This window comes from Enterococcus eurekensis (genome assembly GCF_042654605.1).
Taxonomy (GTDB): Bacteria; Bacillota; Bacilli; order Lactobacillales; family Enterococcaceae; genus Enterococcus_I; species Enterococcus_I eurekensis.
This window is the reverse complement of record NZ_JBHSGT010000020.1, coordinates 51,874-66,740: the sequence shown is the minus strand read 5'-3', so window position 1 is coordinate 66,740 and position 14,867 is coordinate 51,874. Positions and strand designations below refer to the sequence as shown.

Annotated in this window: 15 protein-coding genes and 1 other annotated feature; all 15 genes read right to left on the bottom strand. The window is 35.4% G+C overall.

Annotated features, from left to right (window positions below; all coding sequences use genetic code 11):
- A complete protein-coding gene (locus ACFO3L_RS03405; RefSeq protein ID WP_379963847.1) occupies positions 1 to 1,773 on the bottom strand; it encodes a V-type ATP synthase subunit A in 1,773 nt (590 codons plus the stop codon).
- Positions 1,774 to 1,786: 13 nt separating this feature from the next.
- A complete protein-coding gene (locus ACFO3L_RS03400; protein WP_379963845.1) occupies positions 1,787 to 2,098 on the bottom strand; it encodes a V-type ATP synthase subunit F in 312 nt (103 codons plus the stop codon).
- Positions 2,088 to 3,080, bottom strand: coding sequence for a V-type ATPase subunit (locus ACFO3L_RS03395; RefSeq protein WP_379963843.1), 993 nt, complete (start codon positions 3,078 to 3,080; stop codon positions 2,088 to 2,090). Before ACFO3L_RS03395 ends, ACFO3L_RS03400 begins: the two co-directional genes overlap by 11 nt.
- An 11-nt stretch (positions 3,081 to 3,091) precedes the next feature.
- Entirely contained in the window at positions 3,092 to 3,676 is a 585-nt protein-coding gene (locus tag ACFO3L_RS03390) for a hypothetical protein (RefSeq protein ID WP_379963841.1), read from the bottom strand.
- A gap of 26 nt (positions 3,677 to 3,702) precedes the next feature.
- The gene (locus ACFO3L_RS03385) at positions 3,703 to 4,173 is read right to left on the bottom strand and encodes a V-type ATP synthase subunit K (protein ID WP_379963839.1); all 471 of its coding nucleotides are present in this window, start codon (positions 4,171 to 4,173) and stop codon (positions 3,703 to 3,705) included.
- The gene (locus ACFO3L_RS03380) at positions 4,166 to 6,142 is read right to left on the bottom strand and encodes a V-type ATP synthase subunit I (RefSeq protein WP_379963837.1); all 1,977 of its coding nucleotides are present in this window, start codon (positions 6,140 to 6,142) and stop codon (positions 4,166 to 4,168) included. The genes ACFO3L_RS03385 and ACFO3L_RS03380 overlap by 8 nt, the downstream gene beginning before the upstream one ends.
- Positions 6,132 to 6,452, bottom strand: coding sequence for a hypothetical protein (locus ACFO3L_RS03375; RefSeq protein WP_379963835.1), 321 nt, complete (start codon positions 6,450 to 6,452; stop codon positions 6,132 to 6,134). The genes ACFO3L_RS03380 and ACFO3L_RS03375 overlap by 11 nt, the downstream gene beginning before the upstream one ends.
- An 84-nt stretch (positions 6,453 to 6,536) precedes the next feature.
- Positions 6,537 to 6,585 (bottom strand) — a sequence feature (sodium ion sensor (DUF1646 type); this cis-regulatory element may regulate processes involved in with the transportation of sodium ions).
- 249 nt (positions 6,586 to 6,834) lie between these two features.
- Positions 6,835 to 7,806 (bottom strand): permease prefix domain 1-containing protein, encoded by a 972-nt coding sequence (locus ACFO3L_RS03370; protein ID WP_379963833.1) that lies wholly within the window; start codon positions 7,804 to 7,806, stop codon positions 6,835 to 6,837.
- Positions 7,793 to 8,137: a PadR family transcriptional regulator gene (locus ACFO3L_RS03365; RefSeq protein WP_379963831.1), complete on the bottom strand. Its 345-nt coding sequence runs from the start codon at positions 8,135 to 8,137 to the stop codon at positions 7,793 to 7,795. The genes ACFO3L_RS03370 and ACFO3L_RS03365 overlap by 14 nt, the downstream gene beginning before the upstream one ends.
- 134 nt (positions 8,138 to 8,271) lie before the next feature.
- Positions 8,272 to 9,228, bottom strand: a complete 957-nt coding sequence (locus ACFO3L_RS03360; RefSeq protein ID WP_379963829.1) for a siderophore ABC transporter substrate-binding protein — start codon at positions 9,226 to 9,228, stop codon at positions 8,272 to 8,274.
- 18 nt (positions 9,229 to 9,246) lie between these two features.
- Entirely contained in the window at positions 9,247 to 10,005 is a 759-nt protein-coding gene (locus tag ACFO3L_RS03355) for an iron ABC transporter ATP-binding protein (protein ID WP_379963827.1), read from the bottom strand.
- Positions 10,002 to 10,961 (bottom strand): iron chelate uptake ABC transporter family permease subunit, encoded by a 960-nt coding sequence (locus ACFO3L_RS03350; RefSeq protein ID WP_379963825.1) that lies wholly within the window; start codon positions 10,959 to 10,961, stop codon positions 10,002 to 10,004. Before ACFO3L_RS03350 ends, ACFO3L_RS03355 begins: the two co-directional genes overlap by 4 nt.
- Positions 10,958 to 11,905 (bottom strand): ABC transporter permease, encoded by a 948-nt coding sequence (locus ACFO3L_RS03345; protein ID WP_379963823.1) that lies wholly within the window; start codon positions 11,903 to 11,905, stop codon positions 10,958 to 10,960. The genes ACFO3L_RS03350 and ACFO3L_RS03345 overlap by 4 nt, the downstream gene beginning before the upstream one ends.
- Before the next feature lie 157 nt (positions 11,906 to 12,062).
- Positions 12,063 to 13,424 carry an FAD-dependent oxidoreductase gene (locus ACFO3L_RS03340; protein ID WP_379963821.1) on the bottom strand — a complete coding sequence of 454 codons (1,362 nt, stop codon included), beginning with the start codon at positions 13,422 to 13,424 and terminating at the stop codon, positions 12,063 to 12,065.
- A gap of 2 nt (positions 13,425 to 13,426) precedes the next feature.
- Entirely contained in the window at positions 13,427 to 14,854 is a 1,428-nt protein-coding gene (locus ACFO3L_RS03335; RefSeq protein ID WP_379963819.1) for a helix-turn-helix domain-containing protein, read from the bottom strand.
- Positions 14,855 to 14,867 lie beyond the last annotated feature (13 nt).

Here is a 14,867-nt window from a genome sequence, read left to right as displayed (position 1 = left end):
TTACATTCCTCCTTTTTGTAAAATATCTTTCATCGTTACTTGAATTTCTTTTTCTAAATTGATGATTTGCTCAATTTTTTCTTCTTCAACATATTTCATACGTGCAATACGATCACGTAAAACAACTGTTCCGCGCATTACTTCTGGTAAACTCGCACCAAGTTCAATTGTATTTTGTCCTTCTTCATGGAAAAGAACGATTGTTTTTAACATATGGAATTGTTTTTCACGAGAAGTAAACGTATCAACGTCATCAAAAGCGTTTTGTTGTAAGTAGTCTTCACGAATTTGTTTGGCTGTTTCTAGTGTCAATTGATCTTTAGCTGATAAAGAATCAATCCCTACTAAACGAACAATTTCATTTAATTCGGATTCTTTTTGTAAAATGCGCATTGCTTCTATTACTAAACCAGACCAATCAACTTGTAATTGTTGATCTAAGTATTCGCCAACTTCTAATAAGTACAATGAATAACTCTTCAACCAATCAATTGATGGGAAATGACGTTGTTGCGCTAAAATTGAATCTAATCCCCAGAAAACTTTAACAACACGTAATGTATTTTGTGTTACCGGTTCAGAGATATCCCCACCAGAAGGTGAAACGGCACTAATTGCTGTAATACTTCCTTCACGACGTTCTTTACCTAACGTGATTACACGTCCAGCACGTTCATAGTATTCAGCTAAACGACTTCCTAGATATGCAGGATAACCTTCGTCACCTGGCATTTCTTCTAAACGACCCGACATTTCACGTAAAGCTTCCGCCCAACGTGAAGTTGAGTCGGCCATGATTGCTACTGAGTAACCCATATCACGGAAATATTCAGCAATGGTAATTCCGGTATAAATTGAAGCTTCACGAGCTGCAACCGGCATATTTGATGTATTTGCAATTAAAACGGTACGTTCCATTAATGATTCACCTGTATTAGGGTCAATTAACTCAGGGAACTCGTTCATTACATCAGTCATTTCATTCCCGCGCTCACCACAACCAACATAAACAACTAGATCAACGTCTGACCATTTAGCGATTTGGTGTTGTACAACGGTTTTACCGGCACCGAAAGGACCAGGGACTGCTGCTGCTCCACCTTTGGTTACTGGGAAAAAGGTATCAATGACACGTTGTCCTGTAATCATTGGAATATCAGGATTGCTTTTTTCTTTAACTGGACGTGCACGACGGACTGGCCATCTTTGTAACATCGTGATGTTTTTATCTTCTTTGTCCGTTTCAATCACTGCAACCACTTCATCAATTGTAAATGCACCTTGATGAATGGCTTTAACTGTTCCTTTAACACCGATTGGAACCATAATTTTATGATTGATCACTTTAGTTTCTTGAACTGTTCCTAAAATATCACCTGTTTCGACTTCATCGCCAATATTAACAATGGCTTTAAAATCCCATTTTTTATCGTGATCAAGTGCAGGTAATTGGACACCGCGACCTAAAAAATGCGTTTGTGTTTGTTGAGCTAAAACATCTAATGGGCGTTGAATCCCATCAAACATTTGAGCAATAATTCCTGGTGCTAATTCAACAGAGAGCGCCTCTCCAGTTGAACGGACCGGTTCACCGGGTCCAATACCAGATGTTTCTTCGTATACTTGGATGGATGCTACAGTACCGCGCATCTCAATAATTTCTCCAATCACGCCCATGTCTCCAACATAACAAATATCTTGGATACTTGCGTGACCCATATTTTCAGCCATTACTAATGGTCCTGAAACTTTTACAATTGTTCCGATATCCACCTGTTTCACTCCTCTATAAAATGTTCTGGCCGACTGCCTTCTCAACATTTTTCTGTACTTCAGCTAGTCCAATTCCTTGAGAACCGTCGTGGTCGGGAATGAGAACAATAGCCGGTGTTACTAAACTTTTAACCGATTCAATTTTTTCGGGAATCTGTTTAGCGCACGTCTCTGTAATATATATAACGCCGTAGTTTTCAGCAATCATATGATCCATGCTTTCAGTAATCTCTAATTCATTGATACCATAATAAACGCTAAAACCAAATAGCTTAAAAGGCATAATGGATTCTTTATCACCGATAACTCCAATTTTATAAGTCATAAAGTGAACGCATCCTTTCCTTAATTGCTTCTATTGTAAATCCACTGCGTTTACCGACAATGATTAAACGTAAGTTCATCGCTTCAATATCTTTTGCATTCAAATAGGCCAATAGAGGTAAAGGACCGAAAGCTTGCGTTTGAGCACCTTGTAATTTACTCGTCAAAAGATTATCAATCAATACATCAAGTTTTAAAAAATCGATTTTGTCTTTTGATAAGGCTGGCTCAAGTAAGTCAGCATAACTACTCTCTGAAATAAATTGAATAAAATCAGCTACTGTCCGATTGGAGAAGTCTAATAAAACTTCTTTATCAATGCTACCTTCTTCTGAGACAATGGCTGACATAAAACCTTTCGTCCGATTTTGCATCAAACATCTTGCTACCGTAATAATATTTTTCAAATCAATTGAAGCAATAACATTTTCTAGAATGTAAATGTCCTTCAATGATTCTGCAATTTTACGTTGCTCACTTAAAAAGAAACGATCATAGATCACGTCAATTCCTTGTAAGATACGTGATTCTTCAAAGTATTCACGCACCTCTTGAATACTACGTACGATTGATTTTGGTAAAGTGCTTGACTCACCTGTTTCAATCGCTGCCTTTAATTCATCAATCGTATAAAAGCCATCTGGAATAAATAAATAGTCATAATTCTCATTCATTTTATCAGCTTTCGTTAATACTTTTAAATTATGCGTTGTATAGCGCATCGTATATAACCAAATCAAATCAGGATTTGGAACGATGGGAATCAGTTCTTTGTATGTTGCAACAATCTCCTGGTTTAAAGATTGTTCGAAATGATGTTCAAAATCTTCAACCATATATTGACCATAAATGGTTTGTTTTAAAATCTCAGCTACTTTATCAAAAGACGGTGCTTGAATAAGCTGATCAAAAGTTTCTTTTGATAACAGTTCGTTTTCTCTGATTCGGATAATCGGATTGACTGTATGATAACTATTATTCATGACACTCCTCCTTATGAAAATAACGACTCCATAACAGCTCGGCCTTTTTGTTTTCGTTCTTCTAATAATAAGTCACGGTATAAAAAGTTGTATTGGACACCTTCATGCTCAATTAAAAATCCGTAGTCTGCTTGTGTTTGCGTAGCACCGAGCGTAATAGTCATTGCTAATTCTTGACTAACTGCTTCTAACCAAGTTTGAGCGAAAATGCTCGGATTCATCTTACCCGCTGGCAGAATCGTTACTTCTTTTAGTTCTAATTTTGTTAAAATACCTTTTACGAAAGTTTGAGTTTCCTCAACTGTCCAAGCAACCATTTGTTGGTGCACTTCATCAAATAAACGTTCTAAGTAGGATTGTCTTTTCTTTAAAGCGTTTTGGCGTGCCTCTACTGTTAAACGGTTGCTACGCTGTTGATGAGCTTTTTGAACTTGTTCGGTTTGTTTAGCAAGTTGTGCTTCATGTTCTTTGACTAGCTTCCGTTGTTCAACAATGAAATTAGTATCAATTTCAGCGAAACGACTTTCTTTTAACTCATTTCGCTCATTTGCGCCTTGCTCATTAATTTTTTCAATAATTAAATCGATGGCATCCATATGTGATCCTCCTTGATGGTTCGTTATTAAATACTACCTAAAAGTAAGAATGAGATAACGAAACCTAAGATTGCGTACATTTCTACCATTACCGCATACATAACCCCTTTAAAGAAGTGTTCCGGTTTTTTAGCTAAAATTTGGATACCTGCTGCTGCAACTTTCCCTTGTGGAATGGCTGAAGTCAGACCAGTAAAGGCTACCGGCAAAGAAGCACCTAGGTATGATAAACCAGTAATAATACTCATATCAGGTGATAAACTTGTAAAAATCATCGCTGCAATCGCAAATCCGTATAGACCTTGTGTTGCTGGTAATAATTGTAAGATTAATGATTGACCGAATTTCTCTGGTTGGTTTGTCATTAAAGCTGCCGCTGCTTCGCCGGCTTTACCTACACCTATTGCTGAACCGATACCAGCAAAGATTGTTGCTGTCCCCATTCCTAAGATGGCAAATAAAATTCCTGCGTTGTTTTCTAAAATAAATTTAATCATGTGTATTCTCCTCCAATTTTTCTTCTATGTTGACATATTTTTCGGTTGGCTTGAACGAATCAAATGGTCGTCCGCCACCTTCATAAAATTTCCCAAAAAACTCGACATATTGTAAACGAGCCGCGTGTACATAAGCACCTAACATCGATAAGAAGATGTTTAAGGAGTGCAATGCAATCAATAAAACAATTCCGATACTATAGCGAGCGACAGGTGGCATCGTACCAACAAGCATATTAAAGGCCATAGCGATACTACCACCAGAGATTCCCAATGCCATCAAGCGACTGTAACTTACAAAGTCACCAATATAGCCAGTGATTCCATATAATTCATATAAACCACTGAAAAAGCCACCGACTTTTGATTTGCTTTGAATCATTGGAACTAATAAAACTAGAAAAGCACAAAACAGTGCTAAGTATGTTCCTATTGATGTTAATAACGCTGAATCAAAGACCAAGCTACCGGCTGCAGCAATAAAGATTCCTGTCAAAATTCCTTGCCAAGAAAATCCTTGACTGATCGCACTTAGATAATCTTTTTTCTTGATATTTTCTTTGGCCGCTAGGAAAAGACCTGTATAAATTTGAATCCCACCAAAAATGACGGATAAAGCAAAGATTGTCATAAAGTCTTCCGTCGGTGCTAAAAGTTGAAACGGCATTTCAACTCCGAAAAGACTACCATAAATCCCACCCCAAACCATAATTGAAATGGATAGAATTTGGAACAGCTCAACGAATTTTTTCATACCTTTTGGTAAAACAAGGAATTTTAAGGCCAAAGTTGTAAAAAGAAAAGTTAAAAATCCATAGCCCAAATCGGCGACCATCATTCCAAAAAAGACTAGATAAAACGGCGCCATCCAAGGTGTTGGATCAATTTCTTCATATTTAGGAACTGAGTACATTCCAGTTAATATTTCAAACGGTGCTACAAAACGATTATTTTTCATTTTCGTAGGGACTTGATTCGTTGCAATTTGTGTTTTTGTCGGCTCTTCAAAAGAGAAGAATAACGCATTGTCAAATTGTTTTTGTAAAAAAGTAACAATTTTCTTTTGATCATCTTGATTTACCCATGCACGAATAACGACTAAGTGTTTCGCTAATACGAGTTTTTCCTTGGCCTGTTCACGTGTTAGGCGAGCTAAGATAATTTCTTCATTAAATTGTAGAATCGACACTTGGTCTTTTAAGTAGCCAATTTCAATGGTCAATTTTTTAGTTGTTTCAACACATTTCCTTAAAGCTTTTTTCGATTTTACTAAAAGTTCTGTTGTTGTTTCTTCATAAGGTAATTGCTCAAATGAAACACCTAAAGCAATTAATGCATTTTGAACCATTGAAGTTTTTTCTTTTAAAACAGCATAACTAAATTTAACTTCTTTTTCGCTATTGTGGTTGACTTCAAAATAGATGTCTTTTTCATTTGTTAGATAGGCACGAACAGTCTCCCAAGCATTCGCCTCAACTTTCGCTAACTGAATGGCAATTGAATCAAGTGTATAGTCTGGTGCTACATCAAATTGATACCACTGTGTTGCCCATTCTTCTACCTGTTGCCAATACTGTTCTTCCTGCTCATTTTTTTGCCATTCTTGTTTGAGTCGTTGAATTTGTTTTAACAAACTAATTAAAGCTTCTTCATTGAATCCAGCCTCTAACCCTTGAAGTGAATAATTTTTACGGGGTAACTCTTTAATTTTTTTTGTAGATGAACCGTGATTTCGAATAAAAGTGATGCCTTGATCAATTTGTGTCAGCCATTGAGTGTACTCGCTAATCGTCGCTTGATCGATTTCTTCTATTTCTGGAAAGTAGGTTGCTAACCATTGCTCATTTTCATCAGATTGAAAAATATCCTCGATTTCAATGTTTTGAATACTCTGTAAGCTTTGTAAAATTGCATCATGCTGATTTCTTTCCGCAAGGAGCGTCATTTTTGTTAGGCGACTAACAGCCATAATCTCCCCTCATTTCTTTAATGATTTGTTGGACCATTTCATTTTTTTGACGCGCATAAATTTCTTCATTTTTTGCATCAATCAACTGCGCCTCAACTTGTAATTGACTCGCAAGTGTTTCTTCTTGCTGCATTAAGCCAGATTCTAACTCGTAAAGTGCGTCCTTTCTTAATTGCTTGTTCTTGTTCTGTTGCTCTTGTAATTCATTTTGCTTCTCTCTTTGGTATTGATCGATATCTTCTAATAATTGCTTATGTGCTTGTTCGTTTTTTTCTTCAGCTAAGCGGATACGTTCAAGTGCTTCTTTCATCTGATGTCCCCTCCTTTCAAAAGTAAAAAGAGCATACTTCAATCAGAAGTATGCTCTAAAAGTTCAATAGCTACTCCAAATAAATTCTTCTCACCCCTTGAAGAATACGATCCTTGAAGCAAATAGCTCAACCATTTTTTTATTCGATTTTATATCACCTAATTAATATATCAAAAAATGAATCCACAAGTCAAATCGATTTGTGGATTTACCATAAAAGAAGGATGACTTTTTTATGAATTTACTTAAATGATTGATGGGTGTTGTCATAAGTGTACCACTTTCATTCAAAAATTGGAAAAAATAAACAATACAAGACAGAGCACATCTAATAGGGGCGCTCTGTCTTACATGCTTATTTTTTATGGGTATTCTTCTGAATTCAAAACATTTCATTTTCCATCGCTTGTCGACGAGAATGTTTACTTTTGATTAGTTCACTTACCACAAAACCAATCAAAAAGATCAACCAGCTATATAACCAGGCACTAAACATAAAGGAAAAAGCAAAGTAAATAATCACGACACTTACCCAAAATAGATCTTCATTGAAAGTTACAGATCCTTTTTTTATCATACGGCGTCGACGCTTTTCTTTTTTTGTATACATGTTAATAATTCGTTTGAACCCATTTTGGATTAAGGACACATAGCAAACCAGAAAACTACCTGCGCCAAATAATAGGAAGAAAAAGAAGATTCCCAATGTTGAAATAAACCAACTGGACAAAATAAATAAGATTGGTAACGAAAATAAGAAAGCCAGGAAGCCTAAAGTAAGGCCAACATGATAACTTTTACGATAGCGTTCCATTTGTAACTCGGTAAAAGTGAAGACTTCTTCTGAGATACTGTAATCTTTCAATTGTCTTATTTGCTTACGATAGTCTAAAAGATGAATGGCAAAAATTAAAAAACCAGTCCCCCATAAAAAGAAAATAAATAAGAGTGTTAAGGTCGTTAAAATCCCACCATAACCATATTCTAAAAATGGTAAGCAAGCAAAGCCAAAGACAATAATACTTAAGCCAATTCCCATTGAAGTGATATGGCTTCTAAGTTCGCTCCAATGCTCTGTTACTTCATCTAATGATAAAAAACCAGCTGCTTGTTCGATTGGCTCTTCTGCGTCTAATTGGACTTTATCAAGTTCAAGTTCCATCAAAATATCATCAATTGAACCAAATTCACTAATAACAATCCCGATGGCTTCTTTTTCTGAAACGCCTTCTGCAATTAAGCCTTCAAAATGATCTTCGGCGGTATTTAACAAATCTTCTTTTACTTTTAATGTTTCTGCTGTTACTGGCACTTGAAGAAATAAAACTTCAATATAATCTTTAATTATTTTCATTTTTTACACTCTCCTCTAAAAAATAATCGACGACTTTTTTCGTCTGCTCCCATTCCTGCTTTTTCGTTTCTAAATAAGATTTACCTAACGGACTAATCGAATAATAGGTTCGTTTTTTCCCATGTGTTTGATTACCGGGATAAGAGGTTAAGTAACCTTGTTTTTCTAAACGAGTAAAAGTGGAATATAGCGTTGTTTCTTTAATAATGTAACCTTCTTGTGTGCCCTCACGGATTTTTTTGGATATTTCATAACCATAAGAGTCGCCATTCATTAATAAAGAAAGAATAATGGTATCGTTATAACCACGAATACTATCGCTAGATATCATTTTTAACCCTCTTTCTAATAATTACTCCATCTGTCAAAGTAATTATACCTAAAGTACTCCATCAGGTAAAGTAAAAAAACAAAAGAAAATAACCTTTAGATGCAGTAATTGCTCTAAAGATTATTTTCTTTTGCTTACTTCAACGCTTGATTGACGTCATCAAGCATGATTTTTAGCGACTCTAATCCTGAACCGGCTAAATACCAAACTTCTGAATTTAAAACAATCACTTTACCATTTTTGCCAGCATTCGTATCTTTAACTAAATCATTGTCGGCTAAAGAAGTTTCTGTTTGATCCCCACCAACGGCTTTCGTGCGGTCAACGACGAAAATCACATCCGGATTTTTTTGTAAAATATATTCATAAGAAATATTTTGGCCATGCGTTGATGCTTCGATTGCTTCATCGGCTTGTTTAAAACCAAAAGTATCATGAACAATTGAGAATCTTGAACCATTACCGTAAGCTGACAATTCGCCTTCGTTCATTAACACAACTAGAGCACGCTTATCATTTGCTTCAGCTTTTTCTTTTGTAGCTGAAATTTGTGTCGCTAATTCATCTAAGGCTGTTTGGGCTTGGGCTTCTTTACCAAAAATTTGACCAATCGCTAATGCGTTGTGTTGAATCGAATTCCACGTGTCTGTACTATCAACTTCAAAGAAAATCGTTGGAGCAATTTTTTCTAAATCAGGTAAGAAATCACGTTGGCGTCCGGAAATAATAATTAAGTCTGGTTGCATTTGGTTAATTTTTTCAAGATCAGGCTCTTTAATCCCACCGGCTGATTCGATTGATTTAAAATCAGATAAAAAGCTTGGTAAATTGCTTGTTGGTGCACCGACTACAACATCGCCTAAGCCAAGCGTATTTATCGTATCTAACGCGCTATTATCAAAAACAACCACTTTTTTTGGTTGATAAGGTACAGTAATTTCTCCGTTAGCATCGGTAATGGTTATATCCTTTTGCACGACTTCCGAAGAATGATTACCCTCGCTACCGTCCGTACTTTCAGTACCAGTGTTCCCACATGCGGCTAAACCTAACGTAAAAATAATTAAACTACTTAAAATGACTTTTTTCATCAATTTCCCTCCTAATTTTTAGTGAAAATACATACAAAAGCGTTTGCCTTCCACTTCGCAAACTTTAACGTTCATTCCAAATAAACGATTTAAAACTTCTGGTTGAATCACAATATCGGTCTCACCTTGAGAGAAAATTTTCCCGTCTTTCATGGCGACGATATAATCAGCAAAACCTGCTGCGAAATTAATATCATGTAAAACAATGACAATGGTTTTCTTATGCTCTTTTACTAGTTTTTTTAGTAAGTGCATCATTTGATTGGCATGATTTAAATCTAAATTGTTCAATGGTTCATCTAATAAAATATAATCCGTGTCTTGAGCTAAAATCATTGCGATATAGACACGTTGTAGTTGTCCGCCGGATAGTTCATGTATCGAAGAATCCTTAAATGTGACTAATTCCATTTGTTCTAAAGCTGTTTGGACAATCTCATGATCTTCAGCGGTTAATTTCCCGCGGTTATATGGGAAACGACCAAAAGAAACAAGATCATAAACAGAAATATTTAATTGCACACCATTACTTTGTTTTAAAATGGCTAATTTCTTGGCCAAGTCTTTTGATTTCCAATTACGGATTTCTTCATGATCTAAATAAATATCACCCGATGATTGGGCTTGTAAGCGACTAATCAGCGATAAGAATGTGCTCTTTCCTGCGCCATTTGGACCAATAAAAGCAATTAACTGCTCTTTTGGTAATTCAATATCAATTGCCTCTAAAATGGCTTTTTCCTCATATTTTTTCGAGATATTTTCTGCTTTGATCATGCTTTTTTCCTTTCTGCAATAATCTTTCCTACAAAGAAGATGCCTCCAATAAACTGGATAACCACACTAATTGTTGTATTCCATTTAAAAACTTGTTCGACTAAAAACTGTCCACAAATTAATAAGGTCACTCCTATTAAAAAGCTACCGAGGAACAATTGATGGTGGCGATACGTATTAAAAATACGATAGCTAATCGTGGCTACGATAAAACCTAAGAAAATTGTAGGCCCGACTAGAGCAGTTGCGACACCTGTTAATAAAACAATCGCAATCAGTGCCTTCTTTTGAAATTGATGTAGGGAAACTCCTAGATTAATCGCTGGGTCATTTCCTAATAATAAAATATTTAGTTCTGGTGCAACATACCACAAATAGCCAACTGCTAATAAAATAATCAACGTCGCAATAATTAAATGATAACTATTGACGTTACTAAAACTAGCAAAGAGCTTGCCTTGTAACAAATCATATTCATTTGGATCCATTAAAACTTGTAAAAAGGTACTTAAACTCGAAAACATTGTTCCTGAAACCATTCCAACCATCAGTAATAAGAATAAGTTTCCGGTAGCTTTTTCCATAAAGTACAGTAGAAAAATGACACTAAAAATAGTCATTAATAAAATATTGGCTAAAAACATCCAAATTGATTCTTGAGCCAGCATTTGAACCCCACCGACAAAGAAGAAAAGCAGTGTTTGAATTAAAATATAGAAATTATCTAAGCCTAAAATTCCAGGTGTCAAAAATTGATTACGCGTCAACGTTTGAAACGAAATCGTACTGACGGAAGTGGCTAAGGCAACTAATATAAAAGCTAGAACCTTTTTTCCACGTATGGCAAAAGAAAAACTCCAATTTCCGTACGTTTGATACGTTAAGTAAAGTCCGATAAAAAAAATACAAAGAACAACTAAACTAAGGATTTTAACGCGATAGGATGTTTGTCTCATCGAATCTTCCTCCTTGTTAGTAATAGTAAAAATAAGGCTCCACCGATCACGCCGACAACGACGCTGACAGGAATTTCATATGGTGCGATGATTACACGGGCTAAAATATCACAGATAATTAAGAAAATACTTCCTAGGATAGCCGTCAATCCCATCGTATTCTTTAAATGATCTCCAAAGAATAATGAGACTAAGTTTGGTACAACTACTCCTAAAAACGGAATATTACCGACCATAATTAAAACGGAGCTACTACCTAGTGCTACCAGGGCAAAGACAATCCATTGAAGACGTTGATGGTTCAGACCAAGATTTGTTGCTAATTCCGAACCAAGTCCGGCAATTGTAATCTGATAACCCAAAAAATATAAAATAATAAAAACAGGAATGGTTAAATAGATTAACTCATATTCGCCTTGCATCACTGTCGCAAAATTTCCTTGTAACCAAGAAGAAACATTTTGAACTAATTGAAATTGATACGCAAAAAAAGTGGCGATTGCACCAATAATATTTCCAAACATCACGCCTGTTAGCGGCAAAATCATTGGGTCTCCTTTAGGCAAAATCTTACTTAAGTTTAAAAACAAAAGGACACCTATATATGAAAAGATGAACGCCGCCGTCGAACGGCCTAAAATCGAACTATTTGGAAAGAACAACATAACCAACAAAATACCAAATTGGGCGCTATCCATCATACCAATTGTACCTGCAGACACAAATTTATTTTGCATTAAATGTTGCATAATCTTGCCGCTGACACTAATCATTCCCCCAGCTAAAATTAAACTAACGGTACGCGGAATTCTGGTTTTCAGAAATAACATCTGTTGAACTTTATCTCCCGTAAGTAGTCCAGCAAGAGATACACTATGGACACCGACAAACAATGAAATTATCGTCAATACAAATAACAAAAGGACAAGATAGCTTCTTTTCATATGAGACTCCTTCCTCCCTCTATTGAGAATGATTCTCATTCTCTCGAACAGTGTATGTTATTTTCTGAAAAATATCAATCACTTTTATTAAAAAATGAAAAGAAAATCAATAAAAACAGCAAAAAAGAGCAAAATCTTTGACATTTTGCTCTTTTGTTTATTTATTTAGTTTTAAAATACCCTCTAAAGCCAAATCATTAAAGAAATGAAGTGGATTTGAGAACTTGGGATTAAAGTAAAAATCCATCGTTAAAATTTGATCGAGTGTCGTATGCTTTGTGACTAAAGCTGATAACGTGTTAATTAATTCAAGCGTCGATTCATGATTTGCTAGTAACTGAGCACCGAGCAACTCTTTCGTGTTTCGTTCAAAAACAAATTTTAAAGTAATTTCAAAATAGGGATCCGATTGGATAAGGGATGACTGTCGATAGGTCTTGGATACGCTAAGAACATCAAAACCAAAGTACGGTGCCTCACTCTCATTAATCCCTGTACTACCTAAGTAATGTGAAAACAATTGGCTAACGACGGTCCGTTGAACGGTTGGAAAAGGAATTTTGACATCTAATAAAATATTCGTAGCAGCGATAATACCGGTACGATAGGCATTTGTTACGAGCGGGATATAACTAGAAGTATTTGTTTGGCTGAAACAAACCGAGACTAAATCCCCCACAGCATAAATCGCCGGGTCAGAAGTTTGCATGTATTCATTCGTCTTAATCGTACCATCGTGATTTAAGTCAATTAAATCCGCAATTAACTCAATATTTGGTCGTGGATTAATCGCATAGATTAACGCATCACCGGTAATGACCGTATCACGATTAATCACAACTTGTTTGAATTTTCGATTAGCATCAACTTCAATTTTTTGAACGTTACTATTTAAATACAGTTCAACATTTTCTGGTAATTCCTTTAATAAAATCGAAGTAATCTCATCATCAAAGTAACGAAAGAGACTGCGGTTCATACGATCAAGTAAAATCACTTGCTTATTTAAGCGACTTAGAGATTCGGCTAATTCAAAACCAATTAATCCAGCACCAATAATCACGACTTTCTGACAATTTTCTAACGTTTCAGCTGCCGCCTTAGCCTGGGGAAGACTTTTATAATTGGTAATCTTGGACTGTGCTTCCTCTGAAAAACTTGTCTGATATTGGCTAGATCCCATTGCTAGAACTAAATAGTCATAGCTAAGAACGTCTTTAATGACAACTGCTTCATCTTTCATCACGATTTCAATTTGTTTTTTATCAGGCACGACTTTGGTCACTCTGGTATTAATCATCACGTTAATTCCCATCGTGAGTAGTTCACTAGGACTCGTTGTCCGGCAGTCTTCCAAATGCTCGACATATTTTTCTAAATATAAATTTAAACTACTTCCGATATAGCCAACCACACTCGATTGTTCAATAATAATCACTTCCACGGAAGGATTAATTTTTTTTAAATGGCTTGCAGTTGCAATTCCCCCATGGGAGCCGCCTATTATCAATACTCTCACAGTCATTCTCCTTCAATTGCCTTATTCTTGATTAATAACTCTTTCACTCGTCTAATTTCATGCGGTGTATAGCGCTCGGTAATAATCATCGATGTTTCCCAAGTATATAGTTTAACATCGACGAATTCATTAACCAATAATAGATGATAATAGACCCCTTCAATCGCCTCTTCTACATGGATGTTATCATACGTTTGTAGACTTTTTTTCAAATGACTTAAATAGTATTCTGATTCCAGATTTGCTTCCATCACAATTCCGATTCTTTGTTGTTTTTTTTCTTGTTTATGAAACATATCATAAATCAAGCCGTAGTGAAAGTCGAGAATCTTCCACTGTGTGTTTGTCAGATGACGAGCAAGACGCTTTTCAACAATCGACATACATTTATCTAATCTCTCAGGTGAAATGTCCGATAAGGCGTAATGTCGAGACAACGTCATTTCCTCTTCAAAACTTCCGCGATAAAAAGTGGCCGTACAATGTAAGATAAAGAGAAATTCTTCTCCTTTATCTGTCATACGGTTCTCACCTAAAATTTGTTGCTGTACGAGTTGGCTTGATTCATAAATATTTTTAATTAAACTCGATTCTTTTGCTTGAGGAACATAAATCCCTTCTGAAAGCAAAAATAAATAAAGATAAATGGTTTCATCTTCAAAGGATTGATACGCAAAGCGGCTTAAAAAACGCGCTAAAATGTTTTTCAATTTTTGAAACATCAAATCTTCTTCTAATAGCTGTAAAAAATCCGTTGGGAACTCTTGGACTTGGTCTTCGTGATAATCAAAGCGATGCTCCATAATATTAAACCAAACAACTAACTTCCAAAATTCCCTAGATGTAAATTTACGTTCAAAAAGCGCTTCAATAATTTGAATCAAATGTTGGCTATTCTTTTTATCAAAATTTTGTTGAATATATTGATAAGAATGACTATGCCAAAAAAAATGAAAAAAGAAATAGCGAATTTGTTTTTCGGAACCAATAATGTTTTTATTTTTTATTTGTACATCAAATTCGGCTAAAAGTTGATTAATCGCTTTAAAACGACGAAAAATGGAAGATTCACTGACTTGTAAATCCATTATCATTTTCGTAATCGAAATATTTTTTTGATAAAATACTGATAAAAAAAGCTGATAATCTAATGATTTCTGTAAATAGTTGGTCAAAAAATCTTTCACTGAAAAATGATTCGGTAACTTTAGCTCATAAAAATCATTTTGATCACGCACGAGTTTTGCCTGTTGATCATATGACGTTAATTCAACTTGTAAACTTAACAATTCTTTTTGTAGCGTAGGTAAAGAAACATGAATTGCTTGTTCAAGCTCTTTTAACGAAATCGGGACGTCATGGTAAAGCAAGTATTCAAACACCATGAATTGGACTTCTTGATTTTTAGTTAATAGTTGAGTAATTTTCATGTACGCCCCTCCT

Bases quoted from the DNA above. Each gene is read 5' to 3' on its own strand.
- ACFO3L_RS03385 (WP_379963839.1), bottom strand. From the start codon at position 4,173: ATGATTAAATTTATTTTAGAAAACAACGCAGGAATTTTATTTGCCATC.
- ACFO3L_RS03360 (WP_379963829.1), bottom strand. From the start codon at position 9,228: ATGAAAAAAGTCATTTTAAGTAGTTTAATTATTTTTACGTTAGGTTTA.
- ACFO3L_RS03395 (WP_379963843.1), bottom strand. From the start codon at position 3,080: ATGAATAATAGTTATCATACAGTCAATCCGATTATCCGAATCAGAGAA.
- ACFO3L_RS03335 (WP_379963819.1), bottom strand. From the start codon at position 14,854: ATGAAAATTACTCAACTATTAACTAAAAATCAAGAAGTCCAATTCATG.
- ACFO3L_RS03380 (WP_379963837.1), bottom strand. From the start codon at position 6,142: ATGGCTGTTAGTCGCCTAACAAAAATGACGCTCCTTGCGGAAAGAAAT.
- ACFO3L_RS03365 (WP_379963831.1), bottom strand. From the start codon at position 8,137: ATGATATCTAGCGATAGTATTCGTGGTTATAACGATACCATTATTCTT.
- ACFO3L_RS03400 (WP_379963845.1), bottom strand. From the start codon at position 2,098: ATGACTTATAAAATTGGAGTTATCGGTGATAAAGAATCCATTATGCCT.
- ACFO3L_RS03350 (WP_379963825.1), bottom strand. From the start codon at position 10,961: ATGAGACAAACATCCTATCGCGTTAAAATCCTTAGTTTAGTTGTTCTT.
- ACFO3L_RS03370 (WP_379963833.1), bottom strand. From the start codon at position 7,806: ATGAAAATAATTAAAGATTATATTGAAGTTTTATTTCTTCAAGTGCCA.
- ACFO3L_RS03390 (WP_379963841.1), bottom strand. From the start codon at position 3,676: ATGGATGCCATCGATTTAATTATTGAAAAAATTAATGAGCAAGGCGCA.
- ACFO3L_RS03355 (WP_379963827.1), bottom strand. From the start codon at position 10,005: ATGATCAAAGCAGAAAATATCTCGAAAAAATATGAGGAAAAAGCCATT.
- ACFO3L_RS03375 (WP_379963835.1), bottom strand. From the start codon at position 6,452: ATGAAAGAAGCACTTGAACGTATCCGCTTAGCTGAAGAAAAAAACGAA.
- ACFO3L_RS03345 (WP_379963823.1), bottom strand. From the start codon at position 11,905: ATGAAAAGAAGCTATCTTGTCCTTTTGTTATTTGTATTGACGATAATT.